The 21003-nt window shown below is 71.9% G+C and carries 17 protein-coding genes; 11 read left to right on the forward strand and 6 right to left on the reverse strand.

From position 1 onward, the window contains the following. The first annotated feature begins 2 nt into the window (after positions 1-2). On the forward strand, positions 3-584 hold the full coding sequence (locus tag OG992_RS30175) for a TetR/AcrR family transcriptional regulator (RefSeq protein WP_266304914.1): 582 nt from the start codon (positions 3-5) through the stop codon (positions 582-584). 41 nt (positions 585-625) lie between these two features. Here OG992_RS30175 and OG992_RS30180 read toward each other — a convergent pair whose 3' ends face one another. Further along, the gene (locus OG992_RS30180; protein WP_266304915.1) at positions 626-1984 is read right to left on the reverse strand and encodes a pentapeptide repeat-containing protein; all 1359 of its coding nucleotides are present in this window, start codon (positions 1982-1984) and stop codon (positions 626-628) included. Between the two features lie 204 nt (positions 1985-2188). On the opposite strand from OG992_RS30180, the gene OG992_RS30185 reads away from it, so the two are divergent. The 3 genes from OG992_RS30185 to OG992_RS30195 all read left to right on the forward strand — a co-directional run bounded on the left by OG992_RS30185 (position 2189) and on the right by OG992_RS30195 (position 5769). Beyond that, the gene (locus OG992_RS30185; protein ID WP_266304916.1) at positions 2189-2983 is read left to right on the forward strand and encodes a triacylglycerol lipase; all 795 of its coding nucleotides are present in this window, start codon (positions 2189-2191) and stop codon (positions 2981-2983) included. 174 nt (positions 2984-3157) lie between these two features. Then, a complete protein-coding gene (locus OG992_RS30190) occupies positions 3158-5362 on the forward strand; it encodes a M48 family metalloprotease (RefSeq protein ID WP_266304917.1) in 2205 nt (734 codons plus the stop codon). A 14-nt stretch (positions 5363-5376) separates the two neighbouring features. Continuing rightward, a complete protein-coding gene (locus tag OG992_RS30195; RefSeq protein WP_266304918.1) occupies positions 5377-5769 on the forward strand; it encodes a hypothetical protein in 393 nt (130 codons plus the stop codon). Between the two features lie 68 nt (positions 5770-5837). Here OG992_RS30195 and OG992_RS30200 read toward each other — a convergent pair whose 3' ends face one another. After that, on the reverse strand, positions 5838-6710 hold the full coding sequence (locus OG992_RS30200; protein ID WP_091407870.1) for an aldo/keto reductase: 873 nt from the start codon (positions 6708-6710) through the stop codon (positions 5838-5840). Between the two features lie 242 nt (positions 6711-6952). Here OG992_RS30200 and OG992_RS30205 point away from each other — a divergent pair, with 242 nt between their 5' ends. The 4 genes from OG992_RS30205 to OG992_RS30220 all read left to right on the forward strand — a co-directional run bounded on the left by OG992_RS30205 (position 6953) and on the right by OG992_RS30220 (position 11428). Then, the gene (locus tag OG992_RS30205) at positions 6953-7315 is read left to right on the forward strand and encodes a YciI family protein (protein ID WP_091407872.1); all 363 of its coding nucleotides are present in this window, start codon (positions 6953-6955) and stop codon (positions 7313-7315) included. A gap of 132 nt (positions 7316-7447) precedes the next feature. Then, the gene (locus tag OG992_RS30210) at positions 7448-8830 is read left to right on the forward strand and encodes an FAD-binding oxidoreductase (protein WP_266304919.1); all 1383 of its coding nucleotides are present in this window, start codon (positions 7448-7450) and stop codon (positions 8828-8830) included. Between the two features lie 268 nt (positions 8831-9098). Beyond that, complete coding sequence (gene pyk / locus OG992_RS30215; RefSeq protein WP_210786217.1) at positions 9099-10547, forward strand: pyruvate kinase; 1449 nt, start codon at positions 9099-9101, stop codon at positions 10545-10547. Then, positions 10544-11428, forward strand: coding sequence for an acyl-CoA thioesterase II (locus OG992_RS30220; RefSeq protein WP_112582692.1), 885 nt, complete (start codon positions 10544-10546; stop codon positions 11426-11428). The genes pyk and OG992_RS30220 overlap by 4 nt, the downstream gene beginning before the upstream one ends. Positions 11429-11498: 70 nt before the next feature. Here the strand turns inward: OG992_RS30220 and OG992_RS30225 are convergent, their stop codons facing one another. Next, complete coding sequence (locus tag OG992_RS30225; protein ID WP_266304920.1) at positions 11499-12167, reverse strand: YceI family protein; 669 nt, start codon at positions 12165-12167, stop codon at positions 11499-11501. Between the two features lie 291 nt (positions 12168-12458). Between OG992_RS30225 and OG992_RS30230 the strand changes: the two genes are divergently transcribed. Both OG992_RS30230 and OG992_RS30235 read left to right on the forward strand, forming a co-directional pair. Next, entirely contained in the window at positions 12459-12923 is a 465-nt protein-coding gene (locus tag OG992_RS30230) for an Rrf2 family transcriptional regulator (RefSeq protein WP_091407884.1), read from the forward strand. 692 nt (positions 12924-13615) lie between these two features. Next, a complete protein-coding gene (locus OG992_RS30235) occupies positions 13616-14602 on the forward strand; it encodes a sulfite exporter TauE/SafE family protein (protein ID WP_266305300.1) in 987 nt (328 codons plus the stop codon). Between the two features lie 640 nt (positions 14603-15242). Here the strand turns inward: OG992_RS30235 and OG992_RS30240 are convergent. Further along, positions 15243-16682 (reverse strand): pyridoxal-dependent decarboxylase, encoded by a 1440-nt coding sequence (locus tag OG992_RS30240; RefSeq protein ID WP_266304921.1) that lies wholly within the window; start codon positions 16680-16682, stop codon positions 15243-15245. A 240-nt stretch (positions 16683-16922) separates the two neighbouring features. Between OG992_RS30240 and OG992_RS30245 the strand changes: the two genes are divergently transcribed. After that, a complete protein-coding gene (locus OG992_RS30245) occupies positions 16923-19169 on the forward strand; it encodes a cellulose binding domain-containing protein (RefSeq protein WP_323181925.1) in 2247 nt (748 codons plus the stop codon). Between the two features lie 200 nt (positions 19170-19369). Here OG992_RS30245 and OG992_RS30250 read toward each other — a convergent pair whose 3' ends face one another. Together OG992_RS30250 and OG992_RS30255 are read right to left on the reverse strand one after the other, a co-directional pair. Then, positions 19370-20380, reverse strand: coding sequence for an LLM class flavin-dependent oxidoreductase (locus tag OG992_RS30250; RefSeq protein WP_266304922.1), 1011 nt, complete (start codon positions 20378-20380; stop codon positions 19370-19372). A gap of 72 nt (positions 20381-20452) precedes the next feature. Next, positions 20453-20932, reverse strand: coding sequence for an Lrp/AsnC family transcriptional regulator (locus tag OG992_RS30255; protein WP_238686052.1), 480 nt, complete (start codon positions 20930-20932; stop codon positions 20453-20455). Between the last annotated feature and the right edge of the window lie 71 nt (positions 20933-21003).

Consider the following 21003-nt stretch of genomic DNA (forward strand, 5'->3'; position numbering starts at 1 on the left):
TCATGACCAGTGCGGGGCAGGCGCCCGAGGTCTTCGCCCAGCGGCCCAAGCGGGCCGACGCGCGGCGTAACTACGACGCCCTGATCGCGGCGGCACGTGAGGCGTTCGCCGAGAACGGCGCCGCCGCCTCCCTGGAGGACGTGGCCCGCAGGGCCGGCGTGGGCATCGGCACGCTCTACCGCAACTTCCCGACCCGCCGGCACCTGTTCGAGGCCGTCTACGTCGAGGAGGTCCGGGCGCTGTGCCACTCCGCCGAAGGGCTGGCCGAGCTGCCACCCTGGGACGCGCTCGTCGCCTGGCTGCACCGCTTCGTCGCCTACGTCGCCACCAAGCGGGCGCTCGCCGAGCAACTGCTGCACGACTCCGAGATCTTCACCAGCTGCCGGGCGGAGATCTTCTCCGCCGGTGAGCCGCTGATGCGTCGCGCACAGGCCGCCGGGGTGGTCCGGAACGACATCGGTTTCGACGACGTGGTGCGGCTGATCAGTGGTCTCACCATGGCCCAGTTCCCGTCACCCGAGCAGCGTGACAGGGTCCTCGGCGTGGCCCTGGACGGCCTGCGCCCGCCAGCCACGCCACGCTGACGGCCCTGCCCGCCACGCCACGCTGACGACCGTCCGGCCGGTCAGCGGTCGACCAGCAGCAGCCACTCGTCGTCGAGGCGTTCCACTGTCGTGCCCGCCGGCCAACGGTGACCACTGTCGGCCAGCGCCCGGGCCTGCTCGACCTGAGGTGGCCGGCTGAACTGCGTGTCACGGAAGCTGGCCATGCTGTGGAACCGGGCCCGGCCGAAGTTCGCGGCGTCGACGAAGCGGGCCCTGTCGAACAGTGCCTCCGCGCCGAACACCGTCCAGCGGAACAGCGCCATGTTCGTGAAACGGACCGAGTGGAAGGTGGCCGACCGACCGAACTCGGTGTGCTCCATCGACAGGGCGCCGTCGAAGACGGCGTCCCGGAACGTGGCCGCGTCCTCGAAGCGGGTGGCGTCGAAGCTGGTCGGCTGGCCGAAGGTCACCCGGCAGAACGAGGTCGGGCCGGTGAAGCTGGCTCGCCGGCAGGACAGGCCGCCGACAAACGCGGCGTCATCGACGTTGATCTCGCCGCCGACGCGAACGCCGTCGAGCATGACCTCGTCCTCGGCCAGGAACCGTTCGAAGACCACGTCACCGAAGGTCGCCGCCCCGAGCAGGAGACGCCCGCGCGCCGTCGCGCCCGCGAAGGTGGTCGTACCGGTGAACACCGCCTCGGTGAAGGTCGCGTCGACGAGCGTGCAGCCGGCGGCGTCGAAGTCGACGAGCGTGGCGCCGGCCAGGTCGAGCCTCAGCTCCGGCCAGTGCGCCGCGTCGTCCGCGCGCAGGTGCCGGGTGAGCACGCGCTGCGCGCTGCGTCGGACCTCCGTCTCGCGCGGCTCGCCGTTTGGCGCCGGCATCCGCAGGTACGCGCAGAGCACCGCCGCGATCGTCGGGCGCTGCCCCGGGTTGTCCTGACCGAGGCGCTCCAACGCGTGCAGGCCGCCGAGGCGTACCGCAGCGCTGTCGTTGCCGAGCAGCTCGACCGCCCGGGTGTACAGCTCGGTCAGTCGGCGCTCCGCCGCGTCGTGCTCGGCGGCCCCGGACTGCCGGTCCTGGTGGCGCTGCGCGGCCTCGGCCACCGCCTCGGCGTGCGCCTGCACCCGGTCCCGGTGCACCTCGTCCCGTGCGGCGACGCTCTCCTGGTGCCGCTGCGCGCGTTCGGTGATCCACTGGCGGCGGGCAGCGAGTAGCAGCGCGAGCCCTCCTCCGGTGCCGGCGACGACGGTCAGGCCGGTGCGGATCGCGTCGATGCGCAGTGTGGCGCGGGTGTCGGGTTGGCTGGCCCGGTCGGCTTCGGTGAGCAGCAGGTCGAGCACCAGCCAACCCAGGGCGATGGCGACCAGCAGGCCGACCAGGACCAGCCACCACGGCATCACCCGCAGCTCGCGCTCGGTGGGTTCGTCGACAGCCACGGCCACAGCATGCCAGTCGGCGTTGGGCGTCCGATATGGAGCGTGACGGTATGACCGTTTACGCCTCCGCCGGAACAACGGGTTACCGGCGCGTAACAAGTCATTGACGTTTCTGAATTGTTGCGGGGATGATCGTCGCACGGTCGACCGGACACCCCCACCCACCTGCCCGGTTCGCCGGGTGCCTCCCCCGGAGGTGCAGCGATGCTGCTCCGAAAGACCGCCCTCGTCCTGGCCCTCGCCACCGCCGCGCTGCTCGCGTCCACCGCCACGGCGACCGCCGCCCCCGCCGATCCCGTCCCGGCCACCGCCGCCCCCACCACACCCTTCGCCGCCGCGGCGGCCAACCCCGTCATCGTGGTCGGCGGGCTCAGCGGCGTCGCCGTCGCGTACGAGCCGATCGCCGCCCGCCTGCGCGCCGACGGCTACCGCACCTTCATCTACCAGCTGCCCGGACTGGGCCTCGGTGACATCCCCACCTCGGCCCGCGCGTTCGCCGGCTACGTCAACCAGGTCCGCGCCAGCACCGGCGCGGCGAGCGTCGACGTCGTCGCCCACTCCGAAGGGGGCCTGGTCAGCCGCTACTACCTCAAGCGGCTCGGCGGCACCACCACCGTCGGCCGCTACGTCAGCCTGGGCACACCGCAGTACGGCACGTACGTCGCCAACCTCGTGGCGTTCCTGGGTCTGGGCAGCTGCGCCGGCGTCGTGGCCTGCCAACAGATGACCATCGGCTCGGCGTTCCTCGCCGACCTCAACGCCGGCGACGACACCCCGGGCGCGGTGCGCTACACCACCATCCGCACCCTGCAGGACGAGTTGGTCCGGCCGACCGGAAACGCCGCCGTCAACGACGGCGCGACGAACGTGCTGATCCAGGCGTACTGCCCGCTGCGGGTGGTGGGGCACCTCGGTCTGGTGCTCGACGGCACGGCGTACACCATCGTGCGCGGCGCCCTGGTCGACGGCCCGGTGCGACCCAACTGCCTCGCGCTCTGATCCGCTCCGGTGCGGCGGCCCCGGAGGGGGCCGCCGCACCGGACCCGCGACGGTGAGTGTCGGGTGCGCGACGATCCCTCCCAACGGTGTGGCAGACATCAGATGTCCTCGATAGCCTGCTCCGGCTGTCCAATCCCGACAGTGGACGCCATCCTCCGAGAAGGAGCAGGTCTCATGGCCGAGCCGCCCGCAGTGCCGCCGGAGAACACCCCGCCGACCGTGCCGCAGCTCGACGTCCGGGCCGCCCAACCGCCGTCGGCCGACACGCCGCCGCCCACCGGCGGGTTCGCCGACCGCCCACCGGGCTACCCCAGCGCGCTGGTCTGGCTGCGTGCCGGGATCCTGCGGGACTGGCGCGGCGTGCTCGGCGCGTTCCTCGCCACCTGGTTCTACCTGCCCGTCGCGCTGCTCCTGGCGTTCTGGGGCGGCCTCACGTTCGGCATCGTCGGGCTCTTCGCCGTCGGGACCGGCGCCGACGACCAGGTGCCCCAGGTGCTGCGCGACGCCCCGCTCATCGGCTCCCTGGTCGAGGCGTTCCTGACCCGCTCCGGCGGGTTGCTCGGCGGCGTCGCCGGTTTCGCCATCGGCTTCCTGGTCGGCTTCCTCGCCGTGCTGGCCCTGCCCTGGATGGGCGTCGCCGACGAGCCCTTCGCGCTGCTCACCGGCCTGATCGGCACTGTCGCCGCGGCGGCGCTGATCGGGGTCCTGTACACGCTCTACCGGGTGCTGCTCGAACCCCGCCTGCTGGTGGTTTCGGGCGCGCGCCAGCCCAGCCGTCGCGAGTACGCGCGGCTGCGCCCCATTCTCGACGACTGCGCCCGACGGCTCGGCCTGCCCAGCGTGCCCCGGCTGCTCATGGAGGACGACCCGGTCCTGAGCAACGCCCGCACCTACGCCCGACACGTGGTGGTCACCACCGCCGTGCTGACCGAACCGGACGACGAGGTGGCCGCGCTGCTCAGCCACGAGCTGGTGCACTGGCGCACCGGCGACGAGATCACCAGCGCCTTCGTCCGCGGTGTCGGCCTGCCGCTGACCCTCGCGCACGCCCTGCCGACCTGGCTGATGCGGACGTTCCCGCACCCGGGCACGAACTTCGTGGTCTTCGTGTTCTTCTGGCCGGTGCTGCTCACCATGCGGTACGTGGTGCTGCCGCTGCACGCCCGTGACGTGCGGGCTGCGGAGTACCGGGCCGACCTCGGCGCCGTGCTCACCGGCCACGTCGACGGCCTGCGGCGCATCCTGGAACGGCGGCTGTCCTTCGAGACCGGGCGCAGCGGCTGGGACGAGGCGGTCTGCGCCACCCACCCGCCGCACGAGCTGCGGCTCGACGCGTTGGAGCGCGCGTCGCTGACCGGTGCGCCCGCCGGGGCGGGCCAGCCTGTGACAGTCGACGGGCTGTTCAACTCCGCCCGCCCGGTCGGCACCCGCCGCACCTGGCTGCTGGTCGGCGCCCTCACAGTGGTCGCCTGCCTCGGCACCAGCGGACTCGGCGTGGTGCAGTGGGCGTTCTTCCGGCCCCAGGCGGCGATCGACGGCTACTTCGATGCGCTCGCCGACCGGGACAGCGACGCCGCGCTCGGCTACCTGACCGACCAGGGCAGCGACGCCGACACCAGGCTGCTCGCTCAACTGCTGCGCGGCAAGGGCTACCAACCACCGACCGACGTCGAGATTAGCAAGCTGGAGCGCGACGGTGACAGCGCCACCGCCACTGTGGCGTACCGGCTGGGTGACGCGAGAGAGACCACCACCCTCACCCTGCGCCGCGAGGACGAGAGCACCGCCGGCCTGTTCCACGGCTGGCGGTTGAGCGGCGGTCCGACCCCGCTCAACGCCGCGATCGCCGACCCCGGGGTACGGCTCAACGGGGTGGAGCTGCCGGTCGCTACCGAGGGCGCCCCGCTAGTGCTGTTGCCCGGCGGCTACACCGCTACCGGCCCGTCCAGCGCGCTCAGCGAGACGCCGAGCACGACAATGCTGGTCGGCCCGGGGGAGACCGCCGCCGTCCTGCAACTGGCGCCGGTGCTCAAGCCGGCGGCGACCGAGGCCGTCGAGGCGCAGGTACGCGCCTGGTTGGACGAGTGCGCCAAGCAGACCGTCGCCGTCCCGCCGGGCTGCCCGTTCCGCTACTACGGCGGCGCCACCCAGAAGATCACCTGGAAGATCCTGGAGTACCCGAAGCTCGCCGTCGAACTCACCGGCCCGGCCAGCGCCCAGGTCTCCACCCCGACCGAGACCCAGGGCAGGGTGGAGGCCAGTGGCACTACCACCTACTTCGGCGGCAGCTCACCGTTCAAGGACGACAACGCGTTCACCGTCACGGGCGTCGCCACCGCCGACGGGGACGACGTGTCGTTCCGACCCGCCGCCGACTGACCGGGAGACAGACAGTGACCGACAGCGACACCGCAGCCCGGCTGCCCGTCCGGCTGACCATCAACCCCCGGCAGCGGCAGCCCCCGTCGGTCGACCTGCTGACGTGGATCCACCGCCGCCCCGAGTACCGGCCGGGAGTCCGCCCGGCCGGCGGCGGCGGAGGCCGGCCGGGCTTCAGCGACGCGGTGATCATCGCGGTGCTCGCCCAGGGGTTGCTTCCGGGGCTGTTCAACCTGTTGCAGTCCTGGGTGGACCAGCAGCGCACCGAGGCCAGCATCCGGATCCAGACCGGGGACACCGAGGTGGAACTACAGGTCAGCGGGCGCACCGACTCCGCTCGCCTGCTGGCCCAGGCGACCGAGGCGCTACGCGCCGCCCGAGATCCTGGCCCGAACGCCGTCGACTGACCACGACGGCTCCCGGGAGCCCGGGTCCGGACGCCGCCGGCTGACCCGACGGCGTCCGGAGCGGCTGGTCAGCTCGCCTTGGCGAGCGCCTCGAACTCGTCGTCGGTGAGCCGCACGTCGGCCGCGCCCACGTTCTCCTCCAGGTGCGCCACCGAGGACGTGCCCGGGATCGGCAGCATCACCGGCGAGCGGCGCAGCAGCCAGGCCAGCGCAAGCTGCGCTGGCGACGCGCCGTGCGCGGTGGAGATGGCGTCCAGCGGGCCACCCGGGCGGGCCAGCTCACCGGTGGCGATCGGGAACCACGGGATGAACGCGAGGTCGTTACGCTCGCAGAACTCCAGCACGTCCTCGGCGCTGCGGTTGGCGAGGTTGTACAGGTTCTGCACCGACGCGATCGTGGTGATCGCCCGGGACTCCTCGATCTGCGCGACGCTCACCTCGGACAGCCCGATGTGCTGGATCTTGCCTTCCTCGCGCAGCAGGGCCAGCTCACCGAGCTGGTCGGCGAGCGGCACCTTCGGGTCGATCCGGTGCAGCTGGTACAGCGGGATGCTGTCCAGGCCGAGGTGACGCAGGCTCAGCTCGCACTGCTGGCGCAGGTACTCCGGGCGGCCCAGCGCACGCCAGTCGCCGGGGCCGGAGCGGCTCAGCCCGGCCTTGGTCGCGATCACCAGGTCATCGGCGTACGGGTGCAGCGCCTCCCGGATCAGCAACTCCGACACGAACGGCCCGTACGAGTCGGCGGTGTCGATGAACGTCACGCCCAGCTCGACCGCACGGCGCAGCACGCGAACCGCCTCGGCCGGGTCCTTCGGGTCACCCCAGACACCCGGGCCGGTGATCTGCATGGCCCCGTAGCCGAGCCGGTTGACTGTGACATCGCCACCGATCCGGTACGTGCCGGACGCCTTCGCGGGCTGCTCACTGATGTTTGTCGCCATTGCCCGATCCCCAATCGTCTCGTCGTGGCGGGCGTGGACAGCGCGGGCATGAAGAGCCCACCCGCCACCGATGGATCATCCCCCGGAACCTCGCCGCCATGCCGCCGGTCGGCCGACTGTGGGCGCTGACACGCCGTCAGCGCGCCGAACCGAGTTGCCGGGAAGCGCCCGGTACGACCGGGGTGTCCGTGCGACGCTGGCCGGAGCCGGTGCGTTCCGGCGCGACGGCGAAGGGAGCACCCATGGGAGTGCCGCAGGTCAACTTCGCGCTCGACACGTACGAGTGCATCGTGATCTATCCCGGCGCGGCCGGGCGGGCCCTGCCCGCGGAAACCGTGCAGCGGTTGCAGGCCGAGCACGCCGAACACATGCAGGCGTTGCAGCGACGCGGCATCGTCCTTGTCGCCGGCTCGGTGGACGGGCCGGCGCGCGAGCCGGATCCGCCGATCGGCTTCGGGCTGGCCCGTACCGGCAGCGTCGACGATGTCCGCAGCGTGCTGGAGGCCGACCCGGCGGTGCAGGCCGGGCTCTACCGGGTGGAGGTGCTGACCTTCCTGTGCCCGGCGGGCTCCCTGGAGTTCCCGCTGGTCAAGGCGGGCAGCTGAGCCGCGGCTCCATCGGTGGCTGTCGTGATGGTGACGGCGCTCGCCCGCCTGCCGGTGTTACGGTCGCGCCCAGCGCGGGCCGCCGCCGGGGCGTACCCGGTGTCGTGGGTCGGCCCCGGTCGAGGAGTCGCCATGATCTCCGCCGCCACCCCCGATGTCGCGTCGGCCGCCGCCCGACTGCGTGCCCTGCTCGGCGACCGGCTGCACGAGCCGGGCGATCCCAATTACGCCACCACCACCCGGCTCTGGAACGGCGCTGTGGCGCGCACGCCCGCGCTGGTCGCCAGGTGCCAGGACGCCGACGAGGTGGCCGAGGCGGTCCGCATCGCCAACCGGTGTCACCTGCCCCTCTCGGTCCGCTCCGGAGGGCACGACTGGGCCGGCCGGGCGCTGCGCGACGGCGCTCTGGCGCTCGATCTGACCGGGCTGCGCTCCGTTCGGGTCGACCCGGACGCGGCAACGGTGACCATCGGCGGCGGCACCACGGCGGCCGAGCTGCTCGCCGCCGCCCGCCCGTACGACCTGGTGGTCCCCACCGGCGTGGTCGGCGCCGTGGGGATGGCCGGGCTCACCCTCGCCGGCGGGTACGGCCCGCTGTGCGGCCGGTTCGGTCTGGCGCTGGACAGCCTGCTCGGCGCGGAGGTGGTTCTCGCCGACGGCCGCCGGGTCACCGCCGACGCCCGGCACGACGCCGAGCTGTACTGGGCGCTGCGTGGGGGCGGTGGCAACCTCGGCATCGTCACCGAGCTGCGCTTCCGCGCGCACCGGCTGCCCGGCGTGCTGGCCGGCATGATCATGTTCGCGCTCTCCGAGGCGCCGGCCGTGCTGCGCGGCTACGGCGCGCTGGTCGCCGAGGCGCCGGACGAGCTGACAGTGATGGCCGGCTTCCTGCCCGGCCCGGCCGGCGAGCCGGTGATCTTCGTCTGCCCGTTCTACAGCGGCTCCGACCTGGATGCCGGGGCGCCGTGGATCGACCGGCTGCGCGCGCTGGGCACCCCGCTGGTCGACCAGATCGGCCCGATGCCGTACGCGGACGCGCTGCGGATGTTCGACGGTGGGATGGTCGACGGCAACCACTACCTGCTGCGGACCCGGTGGTTGCCAGCGCTCACCGACGGCACGGTGGACACGCTCGTCGACGCGGCCCGGCAGGTCACCTCGCCGTTCTCCGCGCTGGCCGTGCACCACTTCCACGGCGCGGCCACCCGGGTCCGACCCGCCGACACGGCGTTCGGGCTGCGCACCGATCACCTGATGGCCGAGATCATCGCGGTGTGGGCGCCCGGCGACCAGGCCGGCCCGCACCGCGAGTGGGCCGAGCGGGCCTCGGCGGCGCTCGCCCCGCACGCCCTGCCCGGTGGTTACCCCAACCTGCTCGCCCCGGAGGAAACCGACCGGGTCCGACTCGCCTACGGCGCGAACTGGGCGCGGCTGCGCCACGCCAAGCGCCGCTACGACCCCCGCTACCTGCTGCACGCGGTGCCCACCCTGCCACCCCCGGAGCACCCGGAGTGAGCTGCCGCCCGCGGCCACGGAGCATCCGAAACGAGCCGCCGCCTGCCGCCCTTGGGGCACCCGCGGTGACCCGCCGCCGGGAGCACCCCGACAGCGCACGCCAACAGAGGCGTACGATTCCCGGCGCGCGGTCGCTGATGCCCGTCGCCACAACGTTCCCGGTGCGGTTCCGCCCGCCGGCCCGACGCGCACCGCGCGTCGTTGGACACCTGTTCCACTGCCTGCAAGGGGTCGGCCCCGAGTCCGACCTGAAGGAGAGACTAGCCTGATGGGCGTGACACGCCGCGCGAAGATCGTCTGCACTCTTGGTCCCGCCACCTCGTCCCCGGAGCGCATCCGGGGTCTCGTCGAGGCCGGCATGAACGTGGCGAGGCTCAACTTCAGCCACGGCAGCCACGCCGACCACGAGGCGGTCTACCGACTGGTCCGGGAGGCGTCGGAGGCAACAGGTAAGCCGGTCGCCGTCCTCGCCGACCTGCAAGGCCCCAAGATCCGGCTCGGTCGGTTCGCCGACGGCCCGCACGAGTGGCGCACCGGTGACTCGGTCGTGATCACCGGCGACGACGTCATCGGCACCAAGGAGCGGGTCTCCTGCACCTATACGAAGCTGCCCCACGAGGTGAAGCCCGGCGACCGGCTGCTGATCGACGACGGTCGGGTCGCCGTCGAGGTCACCGACGTCACCGGCAACGACATCCGCTGCCTCGTCACCGAGGGCGGCCCGGTCTCCAACAACAAGGGCGTGTCGCTGCCCAACGTGGCGGTCAGCGTGCCCGCCATGTCGGACAAGGACGCCGAGGACCTGCGCTTCTCCCTGGGTCTCGGCGTCGACCTGGTCGCGCTCTCCTTCGTCCGCTCCGCCGAGGACATCAAGCTCGTCCACAACATCATGGCCGAGGAGGGTGTGTTCCGCCCGGTGCTCGCCAAGGTCGAGAAGCCGGAGGCGGTGGAGCACCTGGAGGCCATCGTGCTGGCCTTCGACGGCGTCATGGTCGCCCGCGGTGACCTCGGTGTCGAGATGCCGCTGGACGAGGTCCCGCTGGTGCAGAAGCGCGCCGTGCAGCTGTGCCGGGAGAACGCCAAGCCCGTCATCGTGGCCACCCAGATGCTCGACTCCATGATCGAGAACTCCCGCCCCACCCGGGCGGAGGCCTCCGACGTCGCCAACGCCGTGCTCGACGGCGCGGACGCGGTGATGCTCTCCGGCGAGACCAGCGTCGGCAAGTACCCGGTGCTCACCGTCAGCACCATGGCCAAGATCGTGACGACCACCGAGGCCGGATCCATCGGCGTGCCGCGCTTGCAGCACGACCCGCGTACCCACGGTGGCGCCCTCACCGTCGCCGCCTCGTCGATCGCCCGGGCCATCAACGCCAAGGCCCTCGTCGCCTTCTCGCAGACCGGCGACACCGTGCGACGGCTGTCCCGCCTGCACTGCGACCTGCCGCTGCTGGCCTTCACGCCGGTCCCCGAGGTGCGCGACCAGCTCGCCCTCACCTGGGGCGTGGAGACCTTCCTGATGCCGTTCGTGCAGCACACCGACGACATGTTCCGCCAGGTCGACCAGGCGCTGCTCGGCCTCGACCGGGCCAACCCCGGTGACTACGTGGTGATCGTGGCCGGTAGCCCGCCCGGCACCCCCGGCTCGACCAACACGCTGCGCGTACACCAGCTCGGCTCGCTGGTCGACGCCGCGTCGGCGCGGGCCCTGCAGTGAGCGACGGTCGGGTCGCGGTCGGCCAGGCGGCGGTGGACCAGCTGCTGGAAGTGCTGGACCTCGACCCGACCGGCGAGATGACCTTCCGGGGGATGAGCCCCCCGGTCGGTCCACAACGGGTGTACGGCGGCCAGGTCGCCGGTCAGGCCCTGGTCGCCGCCGGCCGCACCGTCGACCCGGAGCGGTTCGTGCACTCGCTGCACGGCTACTTCGTCCGCCCCGGCGACCCGGTCGAACCGATCGCGTACGAGGTGGAGAACATCCGCGACGGCCGGTCCTTCTCGGTCCGCCGCGCGGTCGCCCTCCAGCACGGCAAGCCGATCTTCTTCATGTCGGCGTCCTTCCAGCGGGCCGAGGAGGGGCTGGACCACCAGGCCCCGGCCCCGCTGGACGTACCCCCGCCGCAGGACGTGCCGACGATGACCGACCGGCTCTCCCGCTACCCGGAGCGGCTGGGCATCTGGGGCCAGATCCCGCGACCGATCGACGTGCGCTACGTGGGTGAGCCCGGCTGGGTCCGCCCCGGCGACCGGCCCGCCGACCCGCACCAGCGCGTCTGGATGCGTATCGACGGCAAACTGCCCGACGACCCCCTGCTGCACGCCTGCGCTCTCACCTACGCCTCGGACCTCACCCTGCTGGACTCGGTGCTCTCCGCGCACGGCGAGGTGTGGGGGCCGGGCGGGTTGGTCGGCGCGAGCCTGGACCACGCGCTGTGGTTCCACCGGCCGTTCCGGGCCGACGAGTGGTTCCTCTACGACTGCCTGAGCCCGTCGGCGTCCGGCGCGCGTGGGCTGGCCACCGGCCGGATGTTCACCACTGACGGCCAGCAGATCGCCAGCGCCGTCCAGGAGGGTCTGCTGCGCCGCGTCGGCGCCTGACGCTCCGGCTCGTCTCCGCCGAGTAGTCGTCGCTCGTCCCCGCCAGGCAGCTGGCGGGGATGACGTGGTTTCAGGCCTGGTAGATCGCTTCGCCGGCGATCTCGATCTGCACCGTCTTGCCGACCAGCACCCCGCCGCTCTCCAGGGCGACATTCCAGAGCAGGCCGTAGTCCTCACGGTTCATCTCGGCCGTCGCGCTGAACCCGAAGATGTTCTGCCCGTACGGATCCTGGCGAGCACCACCAAAATTCACCTCCAGGTCGACGGCCCGGGTGATCCCCTTCACTGTCAACTCACCGGTGAGGACGAATCGTCCGGGAATACCGTCGGACTGCGGCGGAACAATGTGACTTCGGCCTCGTCCGCCCAACCGATGGTTGCGCAGACGTGCCCACTGGAATATCGGGTCCTCGTTGCCGTGCCATTTAATGCCGGTGCTTCGATATTCGAGGGTGGGGAAACGCTCCACGTCGAGGAAGTCGGCACTCTTCAGATGCGTGTCCCGGTCGACGCTCCCGGTGGTGATGCTGGCCGACCTGATGGTGGCCGTCACCGAGGAGAGCAACGGGTCCTCCGCCACGAAAATCTCCGCCGTGGCCTCGGCGAACTCGCCGCGCACCGGGCTCACCATCATGTGCCGGGACAGGAAACCGATCCGCTTGTGCGCCTGATCGAGAAGATAGGTGCCGGCCACCGGGATGGTCATGCCGTCCCAGGTACGTGTGGCGATATCGGTCATCGTGTTGCCTTCCCCCCGAGCGCGCCCGGGTGTTTATCAATATGTTGCTGGCGGCCGGGTAAACGGCCAGACATTCGTACTCACGCCCAGCATAGGGACGCTCCGGACCGGCATTTCGGCCGCCACCGTACGGTGGATCATGACGCACTTCACCGGTCCCCACCGGCGGCCGTTCATCGGTTCCGGCCGGCGGTCCGGACGGGCGCCAGCGGCGCTACTTCCCATCGATGCGTGGCCGATCGGCCGAGGGTCGCCCGCCCGCCCGGTTGACCAGCGACTAACCTTGCCGACATGCGCCTCTCCGCTCGGGTCGACTATGCCCTCCGCGCGGCCGCCGAGCTTGCCGCGACGGCCAGCGGCCCCGGGCGCGGCCGGCCGGTGACGGCCGACCAGATCGCCCGCGCCCAGGAGATCCCGCCGAAGTTCCTGGAGAGCATCCTTCTTCAGCTGCGCCGAGGCGGCATCGTGCACGCCCAGCGTGGCCCGGAGGGCGGCTACTGGCTGGCCCGCCCCGCCGAGGAGATCTCCCTCGCCGAGGTCATCCGGGTGATCGACGGGCCCCTCGCCCACGTACGCGGGCAGCGCCCCGAGCAGCTCGGCTACCACGGCCCGGCGCACGCTCTTCAGGAGGTCTGGATCGCGCTACGGGCAAGCGAGCGGGAGATCCTGGAGCTGGTCAGCGTCGCCGACGTGGCCGCCGGCACCCTGCCCGCGCGGGTCACCGAGCTGGCCGCCGACCCGCGCGCCTGGATCTGAGCTCCGGCTCACCTCCCCGGCTCTACGTCACCTGGTCGCCGCCTGCCTCGCGTGGACCCGTACGCCGGCCAGGCTTCCGGCTTGGCGTCACCTGACCCTGCCTGCCTGCCTGCCTGCCGGCCTGCCTGCCTGCCTGCCGGCCTGCCTGCCTGCCTGCCGGCCTGCCTGCCGGCCTGCCTGCCTGCCTGCCGGCCTGCCTGCCTGCCTGCCTGCCTGCCGGCCTGCCGGCCTGCCTGCCTGCCGGCCTGCGTGCCGGCTGGCTTTCGGCCTGGCATCGCCTGGCTGGTGGCGCTGCGTGCCGGCTGGCTTTCGGCCTGGCATCGCCTGGCTGGTGGCGCTGCGTGCCGGCTGGCTTTCGGCCTGGCATCGCCTGGCTGGTGGCGCTGCGTGCCGGCTGGCTTTCGGCCTGGCATCGCCTGGCTGGTGGCGCTGCGTGCCGGCTGGCTTTCGGCCTGGCATCGCCTGGCCTCCGGCTCTGCGTGCCCGCTGGGTTTCCGGCCTGGCGTCGCCTCGTCCCTCGTCCTGCGCGCCCGGGATTGCCGCCGCTCGGTTCCCGGCCTTGCGTCACCGGCCGCTGACCCGGCGCACCGCCCGGCCGCGTCCCATCCACCGATCGGGGGCTTGACCCCGGCTGCCCCATCCCGCATTGTCGACCAAGTCGATAGGAGATGCCGAAAAGTCTGGGGGCGCTCGTGCGCAAGCTGTTGGTCCTCGCTCTGGTCGGGCTCGTCGCGCAACTGATCGATGGTTCGCTCGGCATGGCATACGGCTTGACCTCGTCCACATTGCTGCTGGTCGCCGGGGTCGCCCCGGCCGCAGCCTCGGCCTCGGTGCACCTGGCCGAGATCGGCACCACGCTCGCCGCCGGGTTCGCGCACTGGCGGTTCGGCAACGTCGACTGGCGGGTGGTGACCCGCATCGCCCTCCCCGGCGCTATCGGCGCCTTCGCCGGCGCCACACTGCTCAGCTCGATCTCCACCGAGGCCGCCGCACCATGGATGGCCGGCATCCTCTTCACGCTCGGCGCGTACCTCCTGATCCGCTTCGCCCGACCACTGCGCACCGACCGGGTCGGCGGACGGCTCCGCGGCCGTTTCCTCGGCCCCCTGGGCCTGGTCGCCGGCTTCGTCGACGCGACCGGCGGCGGCGGATGGGGCCCGGTGGCCACCCCCGCGCTGCTGGTCTCCGGCCGCATGGAACCCCGCAAGGTGATCGGCTCGGTGGACACCGCCGAGTTCGTCGTGGCCGGCGCGGCCAGCATCGGCTTCCTGATCGGGCTGGGCTCGGAGGGATTCCTGCTCCCCACCGTCGCCGCACTGCTCATCGGCGGCCTCATCGCCGCCCCACTGGCCGCCTGGCTGGTGCGAATCGTGCCTGCCCAACTGCTCGGCGCGGCAGTCGGCGGCGTGATCGTGCTGACCAACGCCCGCACCCTGATCCGCTCCGCCGAACTGGACGGCCCGGCCCGCCCCGCCCTGTACGCCCTGCTCGCCGTCGGCTGGCTGGCCGCCCTGGTGTTGGCCGTACGCGCCCTACGCCGTACCCGCCGTGCCCGTGCCGAGGCCGCCACCGCCGCTCTCGCCACCGCTGCCGGGACACCCGCCGAGGCCCCCGACGCCGCATCCGCCGGCGAGGTCCCGGCCGGTCTGGCCGCAACGGGTACGCCCACCCCACGCTGACCCCTCGTCAGGCCCACCCACCCGCCGATGCCCGGCCAAACGTCGCCATCGCCGAGCTTGAGTCACCAAGATCGCGCAACATCCCGGATGTAGTGGCTTCCCGGCGTTCCGTGGCCACTACATCCTGGTTCGAGCGTGATCTTGATGGCGGCGGGCGTCGTTCACTCCGCGCCTCGCCCCGCCCCGCCGTGTCCCGGGCCTGCCGTTTCCCGGGCCTGCCGTGTCCGGGCCTGTCGTGTCCCGGGCCTGTCGTGTCCGGGCCTGTCGTGTCCCGGGCCTGTCGTGTCCGGGCCCGCCGTGTCCCGCGTCCCCTGGTGCCTCGCGCCGTGCCCACCGCGGTCAAGGTCGCGCAACATCCCGGATGTAGTGGCATCGCGGCCCGTCGTGGCCACTACATCGTGGATAGAGCGTGACCTTGGCGGTGGTGGGCGCCCTGAACCCTGTCCCGGTCGGTCGGGCCTGGTGTTCGTCGTCGAGATCCGCGCAACATCAGGGATGTTGCTGTCTCTCGCGCGTCGGAGCCAGCAACATCCGGGAAGTTGCGCAGATCTTGCCGCGGGGCGCGGGCCGCGGGCCGCGGGGCGCGGGGCGCGGGGGTGCGGGGCGCGGGGCGCGGGGGAGTGGGCGGGGCTACGGCGGGTTAGGGGGTAGGCAGAGTGTTGGCTGCCTCGGAGAGCAGGGTCCAGGCTTCGTCGATGTGCGCTTCGGTGGTCTGGGGTGAACCGACCGCCAGCCGCAGCGTGTAGCGGTCGGTGACCCGGGTGTGCGTGAGGTGCACCCGCCCGGTGGCGTTCACCGAGGCCAGCAACGCGGCGTTGGTGTCGTCGTCGGCGCGCAGTCGGAAGCAGACCAGTGAGAACGGGTGCGCCGCGGCCAACTCGAACCGGTCGTCGGCGCGGACCCGCTCGGCGAACCGTTCGGCAAGCGCCACCCCGGAGCGGATGTGCGCCCGTAGCCCTTCGGCGCCGTACCAGCGCAGCACGAACCACAGCTTGAGGGACCGGAACCGCCGGCCCAGCGGCACCTGCCAGTCCCGGTAGTCGATCACGGCGCCGGATTCGGAGGCCGCGTTGCGCAGGAACTCCGGCAGTACGGTCAGCGCCTCGATCAGTTCGGCCCGGTCGGCCACCCAGAACGCGTCGCAGTCGAAGCCGGTGAGTAGCCACTTGTGCGGGTCGAAGCAGTAGGAATCGGCGTACTCCAGGCCGGCGTGTGTCCACCGCAGCTCGGGGCAGACGGCGGCGGAGCCCGCGTACGCGGCGTCCACGTGCAGCCAGATCCCGTACTCGGCGCAGATGGCCCCGATCTCCGGCAGCGGGTCGACGGCGGTGGTGGAGGTGGTGCCGATGGTCGCCACCACGAGGGCCGGCACGTCACCGGCGGCCAGGTCGGCTTCGATGGCGGCGCGCAGCGCGCCCGGCAGCATCGCCTGGGTGTCCGGGTCCACATCGATCGCCCGGATTCCGTCGCTGCCCAGCCCGGCGATCCGTACGGCCTTCTCGATGGACGAGTGCCCGTGGATGGAGGTGTAGGCGCGGTAGCGCCGGTCGATGCCGGTGTGCCGCCAGCGGCCGCCGCTGGCCCGGTGCAGTGCGGTCAGGGTGGCCACCAGCGTCGCGGAGGAGGCCGAGTCCTGGATGACCCCACCGCCGGCGCCGGTGGAGCGGAATCGCTGTGGCAGGTCCATCAGGTGGGCCAGCCAGTCCATCATCACCGTCTCCAGCTCGGTGCAGGCCGGGCTGGAGGCCCAGAGCATGCCCTGGACGCCGAGCCCGGAGCTGACCAGGTCGCCGAGCACGCTCGGGCCGGAGGTGTTGCCGGGGAAGTAGCCGAAGAAGCCCGGGTGCTGCCAGTGGGTCAGCCCCGGTACGACGATCGAGTCCAGGTCGGCGAGGATCGCCTCGACCGGTTCGCCGCCGGTGGTGGGCGGCCCGCTGGGCAGGGCGGCGGCCACCGTGCCCGGAGGGTCGGCCGGGGCGACCGGTCGTTGCTCTACTGTCGCCCAGTAGTCGGCGATCCAGTCGACGACGGCGTGGCCGGCTCGACGAAACTCGTCAGGGTCCATGTGGTGAGCGCTCACCCGGACGAGTTGATCAGGCATTGATCGCGAGGGCAAGACCGGGAAGATCAGCAATCATCGATGTTGCGGGGCGGAAAGCGCTTGCCTTACGATGCGCGGTGAGTCGGATCCGTGAGTTCCAGGGCGTTTCACCCCGATCAGATCGCCGTCCGCCGCCGTCGCGGTGGGTGCGGTCCACTGTGCTTCCCGGGCAGGGCCGGTGGGTCGTGGCGATCATCACCGGATCCCCGGAGGCAGTGCATGCACCCGTCCAGACATCGGCTGATCCTGCTCGCCGCCACGACGGCGGCCACCGTCGTGGCCGGCACCCTCGGCGCGGTCGTCGCCTCGGCCGCCGCCGTCGGCTGCCGGGTCGACTATCAGATCACCAACCAGTGGCAGGGCGGCTTCGGCGCCAACGTCACAGTCACCAACCTCGGCGACCCGATCACCGGGTGGGCCGTCACCTGGTCGTACGCCGCGGGCCAGCAGGTCACCCAGGCGTGGAACGCCGCCGTCACCCAGTCCGGCGCCCAGGTGACAGCGCGCAACGTCGACCACAACACCGCCATCGCCACGAACGGCAGCGCCTCGTTCGGCTTCAACGGTTCGTGGACCGGCAGCAACCCGGTGCCAGGCGGCTTCACGCTCAACGGCACCACCTGCACCGGAGCGCCACCCACCGACGAGCCGACCACCCCGCCACCCACCACCCCGCCACCCACCACCCCACCTCCGACCACGCCACCGCCGTCGGCCGGGGTGGTGCAGATGGAGAAGCTGGACCGGGGGCTGGTCAGCGTCCGCTCCGGCAGCGGCAACCTGGTCTCCTGGCGGCTGCTCGGCACCGAGACCTCCGGGGTGGCGTTCAACCTCTACCGGGGCTCCACAAAGGTCAACGCCAGCCCGATCACCGGCGCCACCAACTACCTCGACAACGGCGCGGCGGCCGGCTCGGCGTACACGGTGCGGGCCGTGGTGGGCGGCGCCGAGCAGGCGGCGTCGGCGCCGGCGTTGCAGTTCGGCGCGGGCTACCTGGACGTGCCGTTGCAGGTCCCGGCCGGGGGCAGCACCCCCAGCGGCGAGAGCTACTCGTACAGCGCCAGCGACGCCTCCGTCGGTGACCTCAACGGTGACGGCACCTACGAGATCGTGCTCAAGTGGGAACCGTCCAACGCCAAGGACAACTCCCAGTCCGGCTACACCGGCAACGTCTACGTCGACGCGTACACAATCACCGGCACCCGGTTGTGGCGGGTCGACCTGGGCCGCAACATCCGGGCCGGCGCCCACTACACCCAGTTCCAGGTGTACGACTACGACGGCGACGGCCGCGCCGAGGTGGCGATGAAGACCGCCGACGGCACCCGCTCCGGCACCGGTCAGCTCATCGGTTCGTCGTCGGCGGACCACCGCAACTCCAGCGGTTACGTGCTGTCCGGCCCGGAGTACCTGACCATGTTCAACGGGCAGACCGGCGCGATCGCCTCCACCGTCACCTACGACCCGCCGCGCGGCACCGTGTCGTCCTGGGGCGACTCGTACGGCAACCGGGTGGACCGTTTCCTCGCCGGCACCGCGTACCTGGACGGGCAGCGCCCCTCGCTGATCATGGCCCGGGGTTACTACACCCGGGCGGTGATCGCCGCCTGGGACTTCCGCAACGGCACGCTGACCAAGCGCTGGACGTTCGACTCGAACTCCTCCGGCAACGGCGCCGCCGCCGGCCAGGGCAACCACCAGCTCTCCGTGGCCGACGTCGACGCCGACGGTCGCCAGGAGATCGTGTACGGGGCCGCCACCATCGACGACAACGGCCGGCTGCTCCACTCGACCGGCAACGGCCACGGCGACGCCCTGCACGTGGGGGACCTGGACCCGGGCCGCGCCGGCCTGGAGGTGTTCAAGGTCGACGAGGACGCCAGCAAGCCCAGCTCCTACTTCGCCGACGCCCGTACCGGTCAGGTCCTCTGGTCCACGCCGGCGTCCGGCGACAACGGCCGGGGCGTCTCCGCGGACATCTGGGCGGGCAGTCCCGGCGCGGAGTCGTGGTCGTCAGCGGTCGCCGGACTGGCAAACACCAGAGGGCAGAACGTCGGCCGCAAGCCGTCCTCGGCCAACTTCCTCGCCTGGTGGGACGGCGACCCGGTGCGAGAACTGCTCGACGGCACGAAGATCGACAAGTACGGCACCGGCGGCGAGACCCGGCTCCTCGACGGCAGTCAGGTGGCGTCCAACAACGGCACCAAGTCCACTCCGGCGCTCTCCGGCGACATCCTGGGCGACTGGCGCGAGGAGGTGATCTGGCGGACCACCGACAGCCGGGCGCTGCGCATCTACAGCACACCCACGCCGACCAGCACCCGGATCTACACCCTCATGCACGACCCGCAGTATCGGGTGGCGATCGCGTGGCAGAACACCGCCTACAACCAACCGCCGCACCCAGGGTTCTTCATCGGCAACGGAATGGGCACCCCACCCACGCCAGACATCTATCTACGTTGATGCAACCCCTAGCGGTCCCGAGTGGGGTCGCCTAGGGTGGCAGGCACCGGGCCGCAGCCGCGGAATCCGCTCAGCTCCGGCCCGGTGCGCCACACCGCGGCATTCCCAACCCGTCCCGACCGGGAATGCCGTACCACCACCGGCACCAACATTAGGCACCGTCCGGGTCGGCAGGGTGACGCTGACGTGAAGATCGTGTTTCACGCGTTCTGGCGGAGACCGCCCGCCACCTGCTCGGCGATCAATTCGTACGACCGCACCCGGTCCTGCACGTCGTACACCAGCGTGGTCAGCATCAGCTCGTCCGCGCCGGTGCGCTCCACCAGCTCGGTGAGCTGCCGCCGCACCGTCTCCGGCGAGCCCATCGCCTGCCCGTCACGGCGCGCCACGACGAACTCCCGCTCGATCTCCGAGTACGGGTAGGCCGCCGCCTCGTCGGGCGTCGACAGCGGCTCCGGCCGCCCGGAGCGCAACTTCAGGAACGACAGGGCGCTCGGCCCGGCCAACCATTCGGCCCGCTCGTCGGTCTCCGCGCACACCGCGTTGACCGCCACCATCGCGTACGGCTTGTCCAGCCACTGCGACGGCCGGAAGTTCTGCCGGTACAGCGCCAACGCCGGCAGGGTGTTCTGCGAGCTGAAGTGGTGCGCGAAGGAGAACGGCAGACCGAGCAGACCGGCGAGCTGGGCGCTGAAACCGCTGGAGCCCAACAGCCACACGGCCGGCTGCTCACCGCGACCCGGCGTGGCGATGATCTGCCCCGGCTTCTCCCCGCTGAAGTAGTTCATCAGGTCTGTCAGCTCGCGCGGGAAACCCTCCGCCGACAGGCCCTCCATGGTGCGCCGCAACGCCAGCGCCGTCACCTGGTCGGTGCCCGGCGCCCGCCCGATGCCCAGGTCGATCCGACCCGGGTGCAACGCCTCCAGGGTGCCGAACTGCTCGGCCACCACCAGCGGCGCGTGGTTGGGCAGCATCACCCCGCCCGACCCCAGCCGGATCGTCGAGGTGTTCGCCGCCAGGTGCGCCAGCAGCACCGCGGGGGCGGAGCTGGCGATCGCCGGCATGTTGTGGTGCTCGGCCACCCAGAACCGGTGGTAGCCCAACTCCTCAGTGCGACGGGCCAACTCGGTGGTGGCCTGCAACGCCTGGCCAGCGGTGGTGCCCTTGGCGACCGGGGCAAGATCAAGAACAGACAACGGTACGGTGATCACACGGTCAGCCAACCCGTCGCCGGCCGGCTTTGTTCCGGGATACGGGTTTTCGTCGGCCACCTCACCCGCCGCTCAGCCCATCCCACGCGCCTGCTCGAAGATCAAACTGGTCTGGGTGTGCTGCACCACCGGGTCCACCGCCAGATGGTCCAGCACGAAGTCCCGCAACGCGTCGCCGGACGCCGCCCGCACATGCAGCACGTAGTCCTCCGCGCCCGCCACGTGGAACACCGACACCACCCCCGGCAGCCGCACCGACCGAGCCCGGAACGCGTCCACCGCCGCCCGCTCGTGCGCTGTCAACCGCACCGACACCAACGCCTGCAACGGCAGACCGAGCGCCGCCGGATCCACCTCGGCGTGAAAACCACGGATCGCACCACGCTCGCGCAGCGCCCGCGTACGCGTCAGGCACGTCGACGGCGCCACACCCACCCGCTCGGCGAGGGCGTTGTTCGGCAGCCGGCCGTCCGCCGCCAGCTCGGTCAGGATCGCGCGGTCCACCTCATCCAGGGCCGAATACGGCCGCAGATCATTCGGCTCAGGGGGCATCGCGCCATCCTCGCCCGAACCCGCGACGGACACCAACCCGATTAACAGAATCATCTGCCGAACCGTTGCCC

Source organism: Micromonospora sp. NBC_00362 (genome assembly GCF_026342155.1).
Taxonomy (GTDB): domain Bacteria; phylum Actinomycetota; class Actinomycetes; order Mycobacteriales; family Micromonosporaceae; genus Micromonospora; species Micromonospora hortensis.

Coding starts and splice junctions, on each gene's coding strand:
- OG992_RS30225 (WP_266304920.1), bottom strand. CDS start 12,167: ATGACCGATATCGCCACACGTACCTGGGACGGCATGACCATCCCGGTG.
- OG992_RS30205 (WP_091407872.1), top strand. CDS start 6,953: ATGGGAGTGCCGCAGGTCAACTTCGCGCTCGACACGTACGAGTGCATC.
- pyk (WP_210786217.1), top strand. CDS start 9,099: ATGGGCGTGACACGCCGCGCGAAGATCGTCTGCACTCTTGGTCCCGCC.
- OG992_RS30175 (WP_266304914.1), top strand. CDS start 3: ATGACCAGTGCGGGGCAGGCGCCCGAGGTCTTCGCCCAGCGGCCCAAG.
- OG992_RS30200 (WP_091407870.1), bottom strand. CDS start 6,710: ATGGCGACAAACATCAGTGAGCAGCCCGCGAAGGCGTCCGGCACGTAC.
- OG992_RS30190 (WP_266304917.1), top strand. CDS start 3,158: ATGGCCGAGCCGCCCGCAGTGCCGCCGGAGAACACCCCGCCGACCGTG.
- OG992_RS30210 (WP_266304919.1), top strand. CDS start 7,448: ATGATCTCCGCCGCCACCCCCGATGTCGCGTCGGCCGCCGCCCGACTG.
- OG992_RS30185 (WP_266304916.1), top strand. CDS start 2,189: ATGCTGCTCCGAAAGACCGCCCTCGTCCTGGCCCTCGCCACCGCCGCG.
- OG992_RS30245 (WP_323181925.1), top strand. CDS start 16,923: ATGCACCCGTCCAGACATCGGCTGATCCTGCTCGCCGCCACGACGGCG.
- OG992_RS30255 (WP_238686052.1), bottom strand. CDS start 20,932: ATGCCCCCTGAGCCGAATGATCTGCGGCCGTATTCGGCCCTGGATGAG.
- OG992_RS30230 (WP_091407884.1), top strand. CDS start 12,459: ATGCGCCTCTCCGCTCGGGTCGACTATGCCCTCCGCGCGGCCGCCGAG.